The following is a 14,197-nucleotide window of genomic DNA, read 5'->3' on the forward strand; positions in this document are numbered from 1 at the left end:
CCTATCCCCTCCCTTTCACGATGTCTGCCAGCCGTTTAGCCTCAGCAACGGGGTCAGCAGCGAAAAAAACAGCCGACAATACTGCCACCCCGGCTGCGCCCGCTTCCAGCACCCGACGAGCGTTGCCGGCGTGAATGCCGCCAATGGCGATGACTGGAATGGACACGGCGGCCGCGATTTCCGCAAGCGAGTCCAGACCGCGCGGCGGCAAACCGGGCTTGCTGTCCGTCGGAAAAATATGGCCATACAAACAAAAGTGAGCGCCATCCTGTTCGGCCTGTTTCGCCTCCTCCGACCCGTGCACCGAGCAACCAACCGTCAAGTCCGGAAACGAGCGGCGGACGGCGCGCACCGGCAGGCTGTGATAAGCAAGCTGCACACCTTTGACACCGTAGACAGCGGCGACATCAACCCGGTCATTGACGATGATTTTTTGCAGCGGCACCCCGACGCGAAGCAGTGCCGCGACAAACGCCGCCACTTCACGCGCCGTCTTCCCTTTTTCGCGAATATGAATCAGGTCGGCATACGGATGGGTGTGCGCACAAATCGCGGCAAATTCGTCAACCGTCTGACGCCCGGTGGAAACGAAATGGAGAACCCCCATCGCCATCCCTTTCTTTCTACCGTACATCGCTTATAGAAATATACGGATAATGAACACCGACATAGTAGGCGGCGAACATCAAAGCGGCAAACAAGGCGACAAGCCAAATATCATATTTGCCGAACCCGATTTCATAATAAAACGTGCGCCGCCCGCTGCCGGAAAATTGTTTCGCTTCCATCGCCACGGCGATGCGCTGGGCGCGGCGGATGCTTTGCGACAACAGCGGAATGGCGTAGCGCTTCACTTTGCTGAGGACGCCCTTATTCGGCACGCCGCGCACTGTTAACGCATAGCGGATCGCCTGAAACTCTTCAAGCATAATCGGCAATAGGCGAACGGCCGCCAAAAAACTGTACGCATACTTTGGCTTCAGTCTCAACTGCTGCATGAGCGAATAAAACAACGGAACCGGCCGGGTCGTCAGCGAAAAAATCAATCCGAGAAGCCCAAGCGCCAAAGCGCGAAACCCGATGTGCACCCCGCGCCAAAAACTTTCCGCTGTAACATGGATGAGCCCCCAGCGAACCCATGTCGTCGTTCCCTCGCCAAACATCATCATCGATGAAGCCGTCGAAACAAACACGAGGAAAAACGGCAAAAACAGCCAAAACAACACATTCGCCGGATAGCCGGTGCCAAAGCAAAACAAAACGAAGAGAGCGAGCGAAACGTTAATCAGCACGTTCGGGTTATGAATGAACAACACAGCGAAAAAGAGCACGACAAGCACAATGAGCTTCAAACTCGGGTTCGTCTCATGAAGCCATGTCTCGCGGCAGCGAACCTCCCATTTCATCACCCTGCCCCACCTTCCGCCAACACCGGCTCTCGGATGTCAAGCCGTTCGTCCCGAACGAGCGCCCCATCTTCAATCACCCACTGTCTCGTCGCAAAGCGGCGGACGATTTGTTCGTCATGTGTAACCATCATGATCGCCGCCCCTTGTTCACGGTATGCTTCAAGCATTTCGAGCAACGCGAACGTATTTTTTGCATCTTGCCCAAATGTCGGCTCATCAAGCAAAAAGAGACGCTGGCCGGCGACGATCGAAGCGGCGACGCTCAACCGCCGCTTTTGTCCGACCGACAGTTGGTACGGGTGCTGGTCTTGCTGCTCAACAAGGTCAAATTCACGCAACAGACGGTCGACGATTCCCTCAATTTCCTCTTTCGGCCGCCCCTCAAGCCGAAGCGAGTAGGCGAGCTCTTCGCGAACGGAATGGGCGACAAATTGCCATTCCGGATTTTGGAAAACGAACGCAATATGGCGGTAAAGCGGGTGTTGCCGCTTGATGTCGGCGCCTAGCAGCATATACTCTCCGTCCGTGCGGATGAGTTGCATAAGCGCGTGCAGCAACGTGCTTTTACCGGCGCCGTTTTTTCCGGTGACGGCAATCCATTCGCCGGCGTGCACCGTTGCTTCAGGAACATAGATTTTCGCCTCCCGGCCGCGGAACCCGCGAAAACGGGCGAGGCGAAGAAGCTCCTCGCCTTGATGGCGATTTCGCCGCCTTGCCGTCCGGTCATAGTCATCCCAGACGCCTGGATACCAAATCCCTTCAGCGGCAATGACGTCTTTATAGTCGGAAAACACCGCCTTCGCCTCGCCGTCGGCGATGATGCGCCCATCGCGGCTGAACAAGACAATGCGATCCACAAAGTCGAGCACATGGTCAATTTTATGCTCGACGATGATGACCGTTTTGCCGCGGCCCACCTGCTTCACCGTTTGCCATACCGCCTTCGTCCCTTCTTCATCAAGCAGCGCCGTCGGCTCATCCAAAAACAAGACATCCGGCTCAAGCGCCAGCACCGAAGCAAGAGCCAATCGCTGCTTCATTCCACCGGAAAGCGTATGAATATCCGTATGCGGAGCGATCTCCAAACCGACTTGGTTCAGCAGGGCACGGATGCGGACGGGCATCTCGTGGCGCGGCACGCTTCGATTTTCGAGGGCAAAAGCGATTTCCTCGTCCGCATACGGCATGCAAAATTGCGCATCAGGATCTTGGAAAACATAGCCCCACCGTTCCGGCCGCTTAAGGCGCTCCGCTTTCATCGGCACATCGATCGAGCGGGGAATGATGCCAGCCATCACTTGCAATAATGTCGACTTGCCGCATCCGGACGGACCAAGGAGGAGCACTTTCTCCCCCTCGGCAATCGAAAGCGACAAGTCGCGAAACAGCAGCCCGTCGCTCCCGGGAAATTTCAGGCGCAGCCGATCAATCGCAATTGCTTGTTTCATCGCCATTCGCCGCCTTACCGGTTCAATGCATCGTAATCGTCTTTCGAGGCCGGCCGCCACATTTGCGTCACCCCGGTTTTCTCAAGCGCCTTGGCCAACGAGACAGCGAACACGCCGGCAATGAGGATGGCGCCGATAAAACGCGCCAGCAAAAAGAGCGCCATATTCCATGGGGCGAGCGCCTCAATATAGCCTTTGTAAAAGTCCATGATGAGCGAGCCAATCGTCGCGCCGACCGCGCTTAGCGATACGACGAGCACGTCAAACCGCCGATAGCGGAACGCCGCAAACACGAGCTCGGCAAACAGCCCTTGAATGAATCCATAAATGAGCACTTCAAGCCCCCATTGCGATCCCATGATCAGCTCGCCGGACGAAGCCGCAATCTCCGCGAGCAACGCCACCCCTGGCTTGCGAATAAGCAAATAAGCGAGCGAGGAGGCGATAAACCACATGCCGTAAATGAATTGATCGAGATGAAACCCTACTGCTCCCACCGCGCTATATAGCGGTCCCCATAATTTGTAAATAACGCCAAACACAATCGCAATGACGATCGTCGTTAAAATATCCACCAATTTTAACCCTTCTGTCTTCACTTCCATCCTGTTCTCCTCCTTGTCTCACGTCAACGGCTCGCCGCCAATTCAGCCGACGGCCACTGCTCAAGCCGATACGCCATCTCCCAAAACTCGTACTCATATTCGCTGCTGATGAGGAAATGCCGCTTCATCCGATGGCGATCCTCTTCGGTGACCTCGTCAGCGATGTCGTCAAGCCGCGCGATTTGCTCTTCCACAAGCGAGCGGAACCAGTCCGAACTGTAGGTGCCGATCCATTTTTCATAAATCGGATCGTTCGGGCGGCACGTTTTCAAGCGCTCGCCAATTTCGTAATACAGCCAGTAGCACGGCAAAATGGCGGCGATAACATCACCGAGATGCCCTTCGTACGCCGCGCGGTACATGTGCGACGTATAGGCGTACGCCGTCGGCGCCGGAATGAACGCCGCCCTTTCCTCTTCTGTAATGCCCAAGAGCTCGGCGAACGTTTCATGCAGAGACAGCTCGGCTTCGCACGTGCTTTGTGCATGGTGCGCCAACCGGGCTGTCGTCGCCAAATCCGGCGATTTCGCCGCCCCGATCGCCTGAACGCGGGCAAAATGGCGCAAATAATAGGCATCTTGCATCACGTAATAGCGAAACTTCTCGCGCGCAAGCGTCCCTTGGCCAAGCTCCTGAACAAACGGATGGCGGAAACTCGCCTGCCAGATCGGATCGGCCGCTTGGCGCAATTGTTTGGCAAATGACATTCGTTTTCCCCCTTTTTGGCAAAATAAAAACGCCGCTTCCTTTGCCGATTGGCGTAAAGAAAGCGGCGTGGGCATGCGACGTTGGCAAGGCAAAGCCTAGCCTTGCTGTGCTGCTCCTCCACTTCCCTACGCTGGCATTACCCAGATCAGGTGCTAAGGGTCTCAAAGGCACACTTTGATCTCAGCCTTTCTAAAGGCTCCCCTAGTGGATGATGGTGCAATTTTCAGTTTTCTTTACACTTAATCATACCATGGCACGAACGATTGTCAATCTTTTTTTCTCCGACGTTGCGCTATGCGTTGCAATCCGCTATGATGGAAACGCAGCAATTGACGACGGAATGGGAGTGGAAACGATGGCGAAGGTCATCCTGAAAAGAGAACGGAAAAAACGGCTTGAGCAAGGGCATCCATGGATTTTTCAAAGTGAAGTTGACCGCATCGAAGGCGATGCTGCGCCGGGCGACTTCGTTGACGTTTACAATCATCAAGGGTATTGGCTGGCGAAAGGATATATCAACCCCGCTTCGCAAATCATCGTCCGCGTCTTGACGCAAAACCCAAACGATGAACTCGATGAGCGCTTTTTCATCGACCGCATCCGTCAGGCGTGGGCGTACCGTGAACGGATGATTCCCGGCGTTCGCTCCTGCCGCGCCGTCTATGGCGAAGCCGACTTTTTGCCCGGATTGATCGTCGACAAATATGAAGATGTGCTTGTTGTGCAAATTTTGGCGCTCGGCATGGAAAGGCGGAAAGACTGGATTTTGCGCGGCTTGCTTGACGTGTTTGCCCCAAGGGCCATTTATTTGCGCAACGATGTGTCCGTTCGGGAGCTTGAGGGTCTCAAACAAGAAAAAGGCTTTTGGTACGGGGAAGCGGAAACGGAAATCGAAATCGAGGAAAACGGCGTGAAATACATCGTCGATATTGAAAACGGACAAAAAACCGGCTTTTTCTTCGACCAACGGCAAAACCGCGCCGCTCTTCGTCCGCTCATCGGTCCGGAGACAACCGTGCTCGACTGCTTCACCCATACCGGCTCGTTTATGCTAAACGCTTGTCTGTATGGGGCAAAACATGCTACTGCCGTCGATATTTCCGAACATGCCATCGAAACGGCGAAACGGAACGCCGCGTTAAACGGATTCACGAACGTTGAATTTGTCGTCGCCAACGCCTTCGACTATTTGCGCGAATCAGTGCGCGCCGGCAAACAGTGGGATGTCGTCATCATCGACCCGCCGGCATTCGCGAAATCGGCCCATGCCGTCCCGAAGGCGCTGCGCGGCTATAAAGACATTAACTTAAACGGATTGAAGCTTGTCAAAGACGGCGGCTTTTTCGTCACATCAAGCTGCTCGTACCACGTCCGCCCGCACCTATTTCAAGAGATGATCGCTGATGCGGCATTTGACGCGAAAAAAGTGCTGCGCCAAGTATATTGGAACGGCGCCGGCTACGACCACCCGAAACTCCTTGCCGCGGAAGAAGGCGACTACTTAAAATTCGCCATTTACGAAGTGCATTCCCGGCGGTGACGAGCCGCCCTCAAAGGCCGTTTCGATGCGCCGCTGGGCAGAAAAAACGCCTAGGGGTTATCCCTAAGCGTTTTTTCGTTCCCGGGGGCGAAGCGATTGTTCTTTATGCAAGACCGACAGATAGACAAGCATCGAAAGGAACACCGAACCGCTAGCAGCTAAATAAATGCTCGGATAGCCGAACCAATGGCTGATTTGGCCAAACACTATCGCCCCGACGCCGACCCCTAAATCAAAAAACGAGAAAAATGTCGCGTTCGCCATTCCCTTGCGGTGGGCAGGCGCCCGCTCGACGGACCACGCCTGCAGCCCCGGTTGCACCATGCCAAAGCCGAAACCGTACAGCACCGCCGCCAAAAGCAACGCCCATTCTCCCGGCAGCCAAGCGAGAAGAAGCATCGCCAGCAAAATAAGCCCCGCACCAGGGAGAAAGACGGCCCGATGCCCTTTTCGGTCATACAACTGGCCAGCGAACGTTCGCGTCACCATCAAGGCAAGCGCGTAAAGCAAAAAGTACAGTTGCAGGCCGCCGATCTGTTTTTGCGCCGTATATAGAGGCAAGAATGAGGCGATGCCGCCGAACGTCACCGTCAAGAAAAACAACAGCAACGACGGGGTCAAAGCGCTTTTTTCATACAAATCCCATCTGTTCGCCCCTTTGCCATGCACGGCTTCCGCTTTTTTATACGTGATTGCGGCGGCAAACAGCACCGAAGCGACTCCAAGCGCCGCACAAATGGCAAACAGATGGCTAAACGGAATCATAGCGGCAAGCACAAGTCCAAGCGACGGACCAAACGCCAAGGCGATATTCCCAGACAGCCCGTAATAGCCCATTCCTTCCCCGCGGCGACTCGCTGGAATGATGTCCGTCGCCACCGTTCCGGAAGCGGTTGTCGAAAACCCCCAGCCGATTCCTTGGACGACCCGCATCAAAAAGAGAAGGAAAATGCTTGAGATCAAGCTGTAGGAACCGACAGAAATGACAAAAATGAGAAGCCCCAATAAAAACACAAACCGGCGCCCTTTCGTCTCAAGCGCATGGCCGGCGAACGGACGGACGATGAGCGCCGAAAACGTAAACACACCGACGACAACGCCAATCAGCTGATCGTTGCCGCCCAAATGCTCGACAAACAGCGGAAGGGTCGGCAGCGTCATTTGAAACCCAAGAAACACAAAAAAATTGGCCAAACAAATCAAAACAAAATCTTTCGTCCATATTTTTTCTTTTTGTTCTGCCATAAGCGGCTGCTGCTCCGCTCCCATACCGATCCCCCTTGCGAACGATGTATTTCGTGTCCCCTAATATTTGTTAGTATAACATAATCCTATGCCGCCGTTTAAGCAAAAATGCTATTTCACCGTTCTCTCGGCAGGATGACGACAAAAAAGCCCCGCCCAGCCGGCGGTTCCCGGGTGTTGTTTGCGCAGCACCATCCTTCTATGATGCATGAAGAAAAAGCCGCCGAAGAATCGGCAGCCTTTACCATCCTTTTCGTTTGCGCAACGACGCAACTTGCGCGGTATGATGCTTCCCATGCCATGCATACAACGCGGTCAATACATACAGCGGCATCTCCCCCGCTGCCCCTTCCGGCCGAACGGTTCGGTGAAAATCTGCCTCCGTCATCGATTCAAGCAACGCCGCCCATCGCGCATGCAGCCCGTCAAGCAATAAAAGCGACGGTTCAATGGGCAACAAGCAAGCATCGGCCGTTTTCGCCCATTCGCTTTCCGCAAACGGCTTCACCGTTGGGCCGTCTTCCGTCACTCCCCATTTCGTGCGCAAAAACGCATTCATGCTTGCATCAGCCAAATGATGGACGACTTGGGCAACCGTCCAGCCGCCTTCGCGGTACGGCGTGTTCAGCTGCTCATCGTTCAAGCCGGAAACAGCGGTTCTTAAGTCGCTCGGCAGCCCGCGGATGGCAGCAATCCACTCTTGCACCTCCCCAGCCTCAAACTGCTGCGGCGCTTGAAACGTTCCGATCGGGTAGCGAATCGGATCGACCGTTGCCATGTTGATCATCTCCCTTCCGTATGCATTTATTCCACACGGAAAGGCAAATTCCTTCTTATTCTTTCCAGATGTATACGCGCGCCTCGTACGGCTTCAGCTTAAAACGCGTCGCATTTTTATGCGGACGGACCGGGTAGTTCGAAAGCGCCAAATCGCTTGACTGAAGGCGGAAGCCGTCATAGCGGTAAAGTGAAGGACGATCGGATACGTTGACAATGATAAGCGCCCGATCGCGGCCAAGCGTTCTTGTGTACGCGTAAATGGATGGGTGATTTTCCAAAAGCAGATCGTACGCTCCGTAAACAAACAGCTCGTTCGCTTTCCGAAGCTGAATCATTTGTCGATAAAACGACCATACTGAGTTCGGGTCGCGCCGCTCGGCCTCGACATTGATCGTACGATAGTTTTCGTTCACCTTGATCCATGGCGTGCCAACCGTAAACCCTGCATTCGGGGCATCAGACCATTGCATCGGGGTGCGCGAGTTGTCGCGCCCGGTTTTCCAAATGATCTTCATCACTTCCTCATGCGTCCGGCCGTTCGCCCGTTCGAGCTCATACAGACGCAAGGCAGCGACATCGCGGTAATCGCGAATGTCGGAGAATTGCACGTTCGTCATCCCGATCTCTTGCCCTTGGTAAATGAACGGCGTCCCTTGCATGAAAAAGTAGAGCGCGCCAAGCGCCTTCGCGCTCTCCGCCCAATACTCGCGGTCATTGCCCCACGTCGACACCGATCGAGGCAAGTCGTGGTTTTCCAAAAAGAGCGCGTTCCACCCACGGTTTTCCAATCCTTTTTGCCATTTCGTCAACGTCCGCTTCAGCCGGCGGACATCGATCGAACCATCTGCTTTCCTTTTCCAAAACCCTAAATGCTCGAACTGAAAAATCATATGAAACACGCCGTTTTCTTCCCCGACCCATTGTTCGGCCTCATCAACCGTTACTCCGTTCGCCTCGCCGACCGTCATAATGTCATATCGTGCAAACGTTTGCTCTTTCAACTCTCGCAAATACTCCATAATCCCTGGCTGGTTCATGTGCGCAGCAAATGACGGCACGTACTTCAGCCCCTTCGGATTTGGCAAATCGGGAAGACCCGGCTTTTTCTTAATGTGGGAAATCGCGTCGATGCGAAAGCCGTCGATGCCTTTATCCAGCCACCAGTTGATCATGTCATACAGCGCTTGGCGCACCTCGCTGTTTTCCCAGTTCAAATCGGGCTGTTTCACATCGAAAAGATGTAAATAGTACTGACCCGTCCGCTCGTCATACTGCCATGCCGAGCCGCCGAAAATGCTTTCCCAGTTGTTCGGTTCGCGCCCATCTTTGCCGTCGCGCCAAATGTACCAGTCGCGCTTCGGATTGTCTCGCGATGACCGCGATTCGATAAACCACGGATGCTCATCACTCGTATGATTGATGACCAAATCCAAAATGATTTTCAACCCGCGCCGATGGGCTTGGGCAAGCAATTCATCGAAGTCATCCATCGTTCCAAACTCATCCATAATGGCATAATAGTCGCTGATGTCATATCCATTATCAGCGTTCGGCGACCGGTAAATCGGACAAATCCAAACGATGTCGACTCCAAGCTCCACCAAATAATCCAGCTTTTCGATGATGCCGCGAAGATCACCGATGCCGTCGCCGTTGGCATCCATAAAGCTGCGAGGATAAATTTGATACGCAACGCCTTCTTTCCACCATGTTTTTTTCAAGGCTGCCTCCTCCTTGTGCACACGTTTTCACTATTAACTGTACACTATATTGGTGCGGTAAACAACTTCTCTTTTTCTCAAAAAACAGCCGTTTGGCGGGGCTGCACGCTCCTGCCAAACGGCTGGGTTGAACAACTGGTCACTCACCGGTTGCGCGGCTCGCTTCGTAAATTTTTAAATTGTGATATACCACCTCAAGCATCGGAGCATGGATGCCATGCCGCTTCGCCAATGCTAGCAGATACCCTTGCAAATGATCGGCTTCAATGAGCTGTCCTTTTTCCATATCGCGCTGCATGGACGATTTCATCGTTGGGGCGATCTGCTCGAGCTGGGTGCGCTGCCGCTCGGCCATTTCATCGGTCAGCGGCGCCCCATGCGCCTGAATGATCGTTTTGATTTCCCGAAACAGCCGATCGATGATGACACTCCCGTACTCCCCGGAACGGATCGGCCCGATCGGGGCGCGGAACAGCGTTGTCACGCCCGACATCGTCGCGATAAACAAATATTTGTTCCACATATCAGCTGCAATTTGTTCGCTTAGGCGAAAGCAGGCGTTAGCGCCGGCAAACAACGATGCAAGCACCTCCGTTCGCTCGCTCCGCCCGTTTGGCCATTCACCGAAACGCATCTCATGCGCCGGGCTCGTTTGGATGATCTCCCCTCTCTCGTTTAACGTCGTTTCGATAAAGCAAAGCCCGCCTAAGACATTCTCGCGGCCGAACGCCTTCCATAACGCATCCATATGGGCCATGCCATTTAACAACGGCAAAATCATCGTCGCCTCTCCAACATACGGTTTCGCGTCGGCGATGGCGCCGTCTAAATGGTACGCTTTGCTTGAGAACACGACAAGATCAAATGGCTCGGCCGATTCGCCGGCAACAAGCAATTTCGGCGCCAATCCCACATCGCCATGGACACTGTGGATGACAAGCCCATATTTCTCCAGTTCCTGTTTTCTGCGCTCGCGAACAAGAAACGTTACGTCCACCCCTTTTTCAAGCAGACGGCCGCCGAAATACCCGCCGACCGCTCCTGCTCCGACAAACAGAATGCGCATCATATGTACAGCTCCTTTCTCCACTGAGGGTTGATCCAACGCTCCCAACGTCTTTCACAAAAACCATGCCGCCAATCGAACATTTTCTCAGCGATGATGAACAAGAAGAAAAAAGGAAGAAGGGAACGCGCCCCTCCTTCCTTCCCGTTTGCTAGCAGCAACGCGACACTTTGCCGCCTTTAGCATTGTAGCGTGCCTCTTGCGCCTCGCAGAAAAACTCTTTCCGCGACTTAATCGGCTCGCCCGGATGATGGGTTTTCATATGCTCGACATATTTTTCATAGCTCGGCACACCGACAAGCAAGTCAAGAAACTGCCGGCGATAAGCCAAAACGTTTTGCAGCCATTTAGGCATAGTGCTTCGCTCCTTCTCCATCGCGCGGCGCAAGCAGCAGCCATACCGGCAACGCCGAAGCGACAAAGCCATAAATGATCATTAAGATGGCGATCGTTTCCCCTTTTAGCGTAAACATCGCCGAGAGCGTCGGGTGCTCCGCGACATATTGCCCGACCACGATCGACAAAATCAACAGCACAAATCCCCCAAGCGACGCTTCAGCAACGCGCCCTGGACGGATGAAGCGCATGTAAATGCCCATCAAAATCGCAATCGGAATCGTCGCGGCGATCGTAAACATCCCCCATGGGCTTCCGACAAGCGCTTTCACGACAACGAGCGCCAATACGGCCAATAAAATAATCATAATGCCCAAAATGCCAAGCGCTGCGATAAAGCCCGTCACCGGACCCATTTCTTCCTTAATCATTTCGCCAAGCGACTTCCCATTGCGGCGCATCGACGCAAACAAAATGACAAAGTCTTGCACCGCTCCGCCGAGCACAACGCCGATCACAATCCAAAGCGTCCCAGGCAGATAGCCCATCTGCGCGGCCAAAATCGGTCCGACAAGCGGTCCCGCACCCGCAATAGCGGCGAAGTGATGGCCAAATAGCACCCATTTGTTCGTCGGAACATAGTCCTTCCCGTCGTTAAACACTTCAGCCGGCGTTTTCCGGTTATCATCAAGACCAAACACTTTGCGGGCGATAAACCGGCTGTAAAACCGATAAGCGACCGCATACGTGCAGACGGCGGCGACGATCAGCCACATGGCGTTGACCGATTCGCCGCGGCTTAAAGCCAAAATGGCAAACGCTGCGGCCCCAAGGACGGAAATCAGGCCCCATAACAAAATCGATTTTAGCCCCTTCACACGGCTTCCCCCTTTATTTATTTGTCAAAATCCTTTACGTCACTATTATATTCATTATTCCGAAAAATTTAAAGTATTTTTTATTTTCAGCTAACATATCGTTTGGTTCTATAGGAAAGTTTTCCTGCATTCCTATTGCAAAAAAAGTATAAAACAAGTCTTTGGCGCAAAAAATGTAATTGCACCCATCGGCTTAACCAGCAACTGACCATGAAGCACCCATCGATTGTCTCCAGCTCCATCTGACGGTGCAACGGACAAAGCAACGATCAACTAATATTATCTCAGTAAAGGGTTCGAGAAGGTGAAAGCGATCGAAGCATTGTTATGGAGCATTGCTTTGCCTGGATTCGGGCAACTGTTGAACAAAAAGTATATAAAAGGAATTTTGTTTATTGCGTTGGAATTTGTGATTAACACCCAATCCCATTTCAATGAAGCCATCCGCCTCAGCTTTTTGGGACGTACGGATGAGGCCGCCCGCATTGTCGATATCGGATGGCTGATGTTTTATCCATGTTTATACTTTTTTGCCATGTGGGATGCGTTTAAAGACGCTGGCGGCGGGCAAACGCCGTACTCGTTTTTGCCGTTTGTCGTCTCCGCCTACTTTGTGACGGTCGGCTTAACTCACATTTCGCACCCTAACAAGGTCAAAACAAAGGATTTTTTATTTAGTTTTTCAGAATAACTTTTTGACCAACACGACGAGCGATGGCTATCCTTTTTTTACCATCGCTGGTCGTTCCGTATGACGTTACACGTAAATGCTCTCATCCAGCCCCAACCCCTGCAGAATCCTTCGTTGTCCAGGGGTGAGGGAGCGATCCAGTGAGCGTTGGATGCGTCCATCCGGCAGCTCCAGGAGGACGACGTTCACATATTGAAACAGCTGGAAAATCGCCTGCCCCGTCGGTCGGGTCAGCTTGCGGCCTCCGGCGCCCTTTAATGGGTGGTCGGGTGTGATGAACTGGCGCACCCGGCGCTGAAAGACGCGGTAAATGGCCAAGGCCAAGAGAAACAAATAGCCCAATACCGCAACTCGTTCTGGCTTTTTGACATAGATCTCATCCGTGAAAAAAGGGTCTTTCATAAAAGCGAAGTTCATTTCCACCGAGATCTGCCCTTTATACAGCTTCAAGATCTCTTGGGCATCCATGGGTTGGCCCTTCCATTCCTTCGGAACGGTCGTGACGAGGACAAACCGGGACGCTTTCCGTCTTGCCTGTTCCCACGCGTCTTGGTCGAATTCGACGTCAAGGTGCAAGAAATACAGCGTCTCCACCTCGGGTTCCGCCCCTTTTTTCGGCCGTCCGCGCCGTTTTTTCAGGCGTACGGTCTCTTCGACCGCGGCCTCAACCCGATGAAACCGGGGGCGAAGGGACGCCTTGAGGGACGCCTTGAGGGACGCCAAGGCTTGTTCGGCATCTTCCCGGCACGAGAAAGGGTGACGCTCCCAACGGGCTTGTTCCTCGCGAAGAAGCGCCGCTTCTGTGGTTCGTTCTTTTTCAAGCGTCTTTCCTTTTCGCTGGTCGAGCGCGCTCGATTCAACAACGATCAGCCGAACGGGGTGGCCTTCATACGTCGAGGCCGTTTCCCATACCCGGTACGTGGCGCCGTTTCTCTCCGCCAACGTAAAGGGATCGCTCCACGTCGTGTCCTCAGCATCCGCTTCGGCCAGCGCGGTTTTCACGATCCGGAGCGACGAAGGGCCTCTGGTGATCAAAAAGGCGTTGGCCGCTTTGGTTTGCGCCAGGGTCTCTTTCGTCATCGCGGCAGAATCGGCCACGTAAATCCATTCGTCTTCGATTTTGCCCTGCTCCAGCTGTTCGTGGACACGGGACAGCACCTCCGGATTCCACGTTTTGTCAGGCAGGTTGCCGTCGTGCACATCGCCGTAAAACGGGATGCCGTCCTCGTTGCCGACCAGTCCGAAGCCGATCTGTTTTTGCCAACGATGATGGCGGTTATAGCCATGTGTGATCTGCAAAGCCTCTAATGAGGCCGATTCATACGCGCCGTAAACCGTCTTGTCCGTCGTATCGGCGTGAAAGGCTCGGAGGGAAAGGCCTTCTTTGCGATAAATGTGAATCAAGCAAGTGCTGATCACCTTGTGAATATCGGCCTCATACAAGCGGTCGAGATGACGAGCCAAGGCATCGTCGTTCAACCAGGAAGGATGGAGACCGGGACGGATGAGTTTCTCTAGATCGATCTCCTGAGCCCATCGTTCCACGTGAACGAGGGCTTGCCGGCCGTCAAACAGATTGTAGATGATGGCCTGAACGGCATCGCTGACTCGAGTCTGGCACTGTGGATCAACGGGAACGAGATGGTCAATCAATTGGGGCAGGCCCAGTTTCTTGAATAGGGCACTTATTATATTCAAATAATCATTACGATAGACCTTTTTGACTTGAACGTTCATGAGAGAAAAACTCCTTCACTTTCCTGGTATGTC

General features: G+C 53.5%; 13 protein-coding genes, 1 pseudogene and 1 riboswitch. Of the genes and pseudogenes, 2 read left to right on the forward strand and 12 right to left on the reverse strand.

Translation table 11 applies throughout. The annotated features are described in order from the left end of the window. Position 1: 1 nt before the first annotated feature. Genes tenI through tenA form a run of 5 tightly spaced genes read right to left on the reverse strand, consistent with a single transcriptional unit; the run spans position 2 to position 4,169 of the window. A complete protein-coding gene (gene tenI, locus CD000_RS12160) occupies positions 2–607 on the reverse strand; it encodes a thiazole tautomerase TenI (RefSeq protein ID WP_011230126.1) in 606 nt (201 codons plus the stop codon). Positions 608–623: 16 nt separating this feature from the next. Beyond that, on the reverse strand, positions 624–1,406 hold the full coding sequence (locus CD000_RS12165; RefSeq protein WP_011230125.1) for an energy-coupling factor transporter transmembrane component T family protein: 783 nt from the start codon (positions 1,404–1,406) through the stop codon (positions 624–626). After that, complete coding sequence (locus tag CD000_RS12170) at positions 1,406–2,857, reverse strand: ABC transporter ATP-binding protein (protein WP_096225762.1); 1,452 nt, start codon at positions 2,855–2,857, stop codon at positions 1,406–1,408. The genes CD000_RS12165 and CD000_RS12170 overlap by 1 nt, the downstream gene beginning before the upstream one ends. 14 nt (positions 2,858–2,871) lie before the next feature. Continuing rightward, on the reverse strand, positions 2,872–3,462 hold the full coding sequence (locus CD000_RS12175) for an ECF transporter S component (RefSeq protein ID WP_096225763.1): 591 nt from the start codon (positions 3,460–3,462) through the stop codon (positions 2,872–2,874). A gap of 23 nt (positions 3,463–3,485) precedes the next feature. Further along, positions 3,486–4,169, reverse strand: coding sequence for a thiaminase II (tenA, locus tag CD000_RS12180; protein ID WP_011230122.1), 684 nt, complete (start codon positions 4,167–4,169; stop codon positions 3,486–3,488). A gap of 106 nt (positions 4,170–4,275) precedes the next feature. Beyond that, a riboswitch (TPP riboswitch) is annotated at positions 4,276–4,383 on the reverse strand. A gap of 142 nt (positions 4,384–4,525) precedes the next feature. Between tenA and CD000_RS12185 the strand changes: the two genes are divergently transcribed. Then, positions 4,526–5,710, forward strand: coding sequence for a class I SAM-dependent rRNA methyltransferase (locus CD000_RS12185; RefSeq protein ID WP_025038991.1), 1,185 nt, complete (start codon positions 4,526–4,528; stop codon positions 5,708–5,710). 63 nt (positions 5,711–5,773) lie between these two features. Here CD000_RS12185 and CD000_RS12190 read toward each other — a convergent pair whose 3' ends face one another. The 6 genes and pseudogenes from CD000_RS12190 to CD000_RS12220 all read right to left on the reverse strand — a co-directional run. Then, complete coding sequence (locus CD000_RS12190) at positions 5,774–6,979, reverse strand: MFS transporter (RefSeq protein WP_096225764.1); 1,206 nt, start codon at positions 6,977–6,979, stop codon at positions 5,774–5,776. Positions 6,980–7,196: 217 nt separating this feature from the next. Beyond that, positions 7,197–7,733: a YfiT family bacillithiol transferase gene (locus CD000_RS12200; RefSeq protein ID WP_011230120.1), complete on the reverse strand. Its 537-nt coding sequence runs from the start codon at positions 7,731–7,733 to the stop codon at positions 7,197–7,199. Positions 7,734–7,788: 55 nt separating this feature from the next. After that, positions 7,789–9,456, reverse strand: a complete 1,668-nt coding sequence (locus CD000_RS12205; protein ID WP_096225765.1) for a glycoside hydrolase family 13 protein — start codon at positions 9,454–9,456, stop codon at positions 7,789–7,791. A 139-nt stretch (positions 9,457–9,595) separates the two neighbouring features. Beyond that, entirely contained in the window at positions 9,596–10,522 is a 927-nt protein-coding gene (locus CD000_RS12210) for a ketopantoate reductase family protein (RefSeq protein WP_011230118.1), read from the reverse strand. Between the two features lie 151 nt (positions 10,523–10,673). Further along, a complete protein-coding gene (locus tag CD000_RS12215; protein WP_011230117.1) occupies positions 10,674–10,877 on the reverse strand; it encodes a YbdD/YjiX family protein in 204 nt (67 codons plus the stop codon). A 19-nt stretch (positions 10,878–10,896) separates the two neighbouring features. Then, a pseudogene (locus CD000_RS12220) lies at positions 10,897–11,736 on the reverse strand (carbon starvation CstA family protein); the annotation flags it as partial. Between the two features lie 304 nt (positions 11,737–12,040). On the opposite strand from CD000_RS12220, the gene CD000_RS12225 reads away from it, so the two are divergent. Beyond that, complete coding sequence (locus CD000_RS12225; protein WP_063330479.1) at positions 12,041–12,427, forward strand: hypothetical protein; 387 nt, start codon at positions 12,041–12,043, stop codon at positions 12,425–12,427. A 66-nt stretch (positions 12,428–12,493) separates the two neighbouring features. On the opposite strand, the gene CD000_RS12235 is transcribed toward CD000_RS12225, so the two are convergent. Then, positions 12,494–14,164, reverse strand: a complete 1,671-nt coding sequence (locus CD000_RS12235; RefSeq protein ID WP_096225766.1) for an IS1634 family transposase — start codon at positions 14,162–14,164, stop codon at positions 12,494–12,496. Positions 14,165–14,197 lie beyond the last annotated feature (33 nt).

It is taken from the genome of Geobacillus sp. FJAT-46040, from assembly GCF_002335725.1.
GTDB lineage: Bacteria > Bacillota > Bacilli > Bacillales > Anoxybacillaceae > Geobacillus > Geobacillus thermoleovorans.

Excerpts from the sequence above, each read along its gene's own strand:
- tenI (WP_011230126.1), bottom strand. The coding sequence starts at position 607 with ATGGGGGTTCTCCATTTCGTTTCCACCGGGCGTCAGACGGTTGACGAA.
- CD000_RS12165 (WP_011230125.1), bottom strand. The coding sequence starts at position 1,406 with ATGAAATGGGAGGTTCGCTGCCGCGAGACATGGCTTCATGAGACGAAC.
- CD000_RS12170 (WP_096225762.1), bottom strand. The coding sequence starts at position 2,857 with ATGAAACAAGCAATTGCGATTGATCGGCTGCGCCTGAAATTTCCCGGG.
- CD000_RS12175 (WP_096225763.1), bottom strand. The coding sequence starts at position 3,462 with ATGGAAGTGAAGACAGAAGGGTTAAAATTGGTGGATATTTTAACGACG.
- tenA (WP_011230122.1), bottom strand. The coding sequence starts at position 4,169 with ATGTCATTTGCCAAACAATTGCGCCAAGCGGCCGATCCGATCTGGCAG.
- CD000_RS12185 (WP_025038991.1), top strand. The coding sequence starts at position 4,526 with ATGGCGAAGGTCATCCTGAAAAGAGAACGGAAAAAACGGCTTGAGCAA.
- CD000_RS12190 (WP_096225764.1), bottom strand. The coding sequence starts at position 6,979 with ATGGGAGCGGAGCAGCAGCCGCTTATGGCAGAACAAAAAGAAAAAATA.
- CD000_RS12200 (WP_011230120.1), bottom strand. The coding sequence starts at position 7,733 with ATGGCAACGGTCGATCCGATTCGCTACCCGATCGGAACGTTTCAAGCG.
- CD000_RS12210 (WP_011230118.1), bottom strand. The coding sequence starts at position 10,522 with ATGCGCATTCTGTTTGTCGGAGCAGGAGCGGTCGGCGGGTATTTCGGC.
- CD000_RS12215 (WP_011230117.1), bottom strand. The coding sequence starts at position 10,877 with ATGCCTAAATGGCTGCAAAACGTTTTGGCTTATCGCCGGCAGTTTCTT.
- CD000_RS12235 (WP_096225766.1), bottom strand. The coding sequence starts at position 14,164 with ATGAACGTTCAAGTCAAAAAGGTCTATCGTAATGATTATTTGAATATA.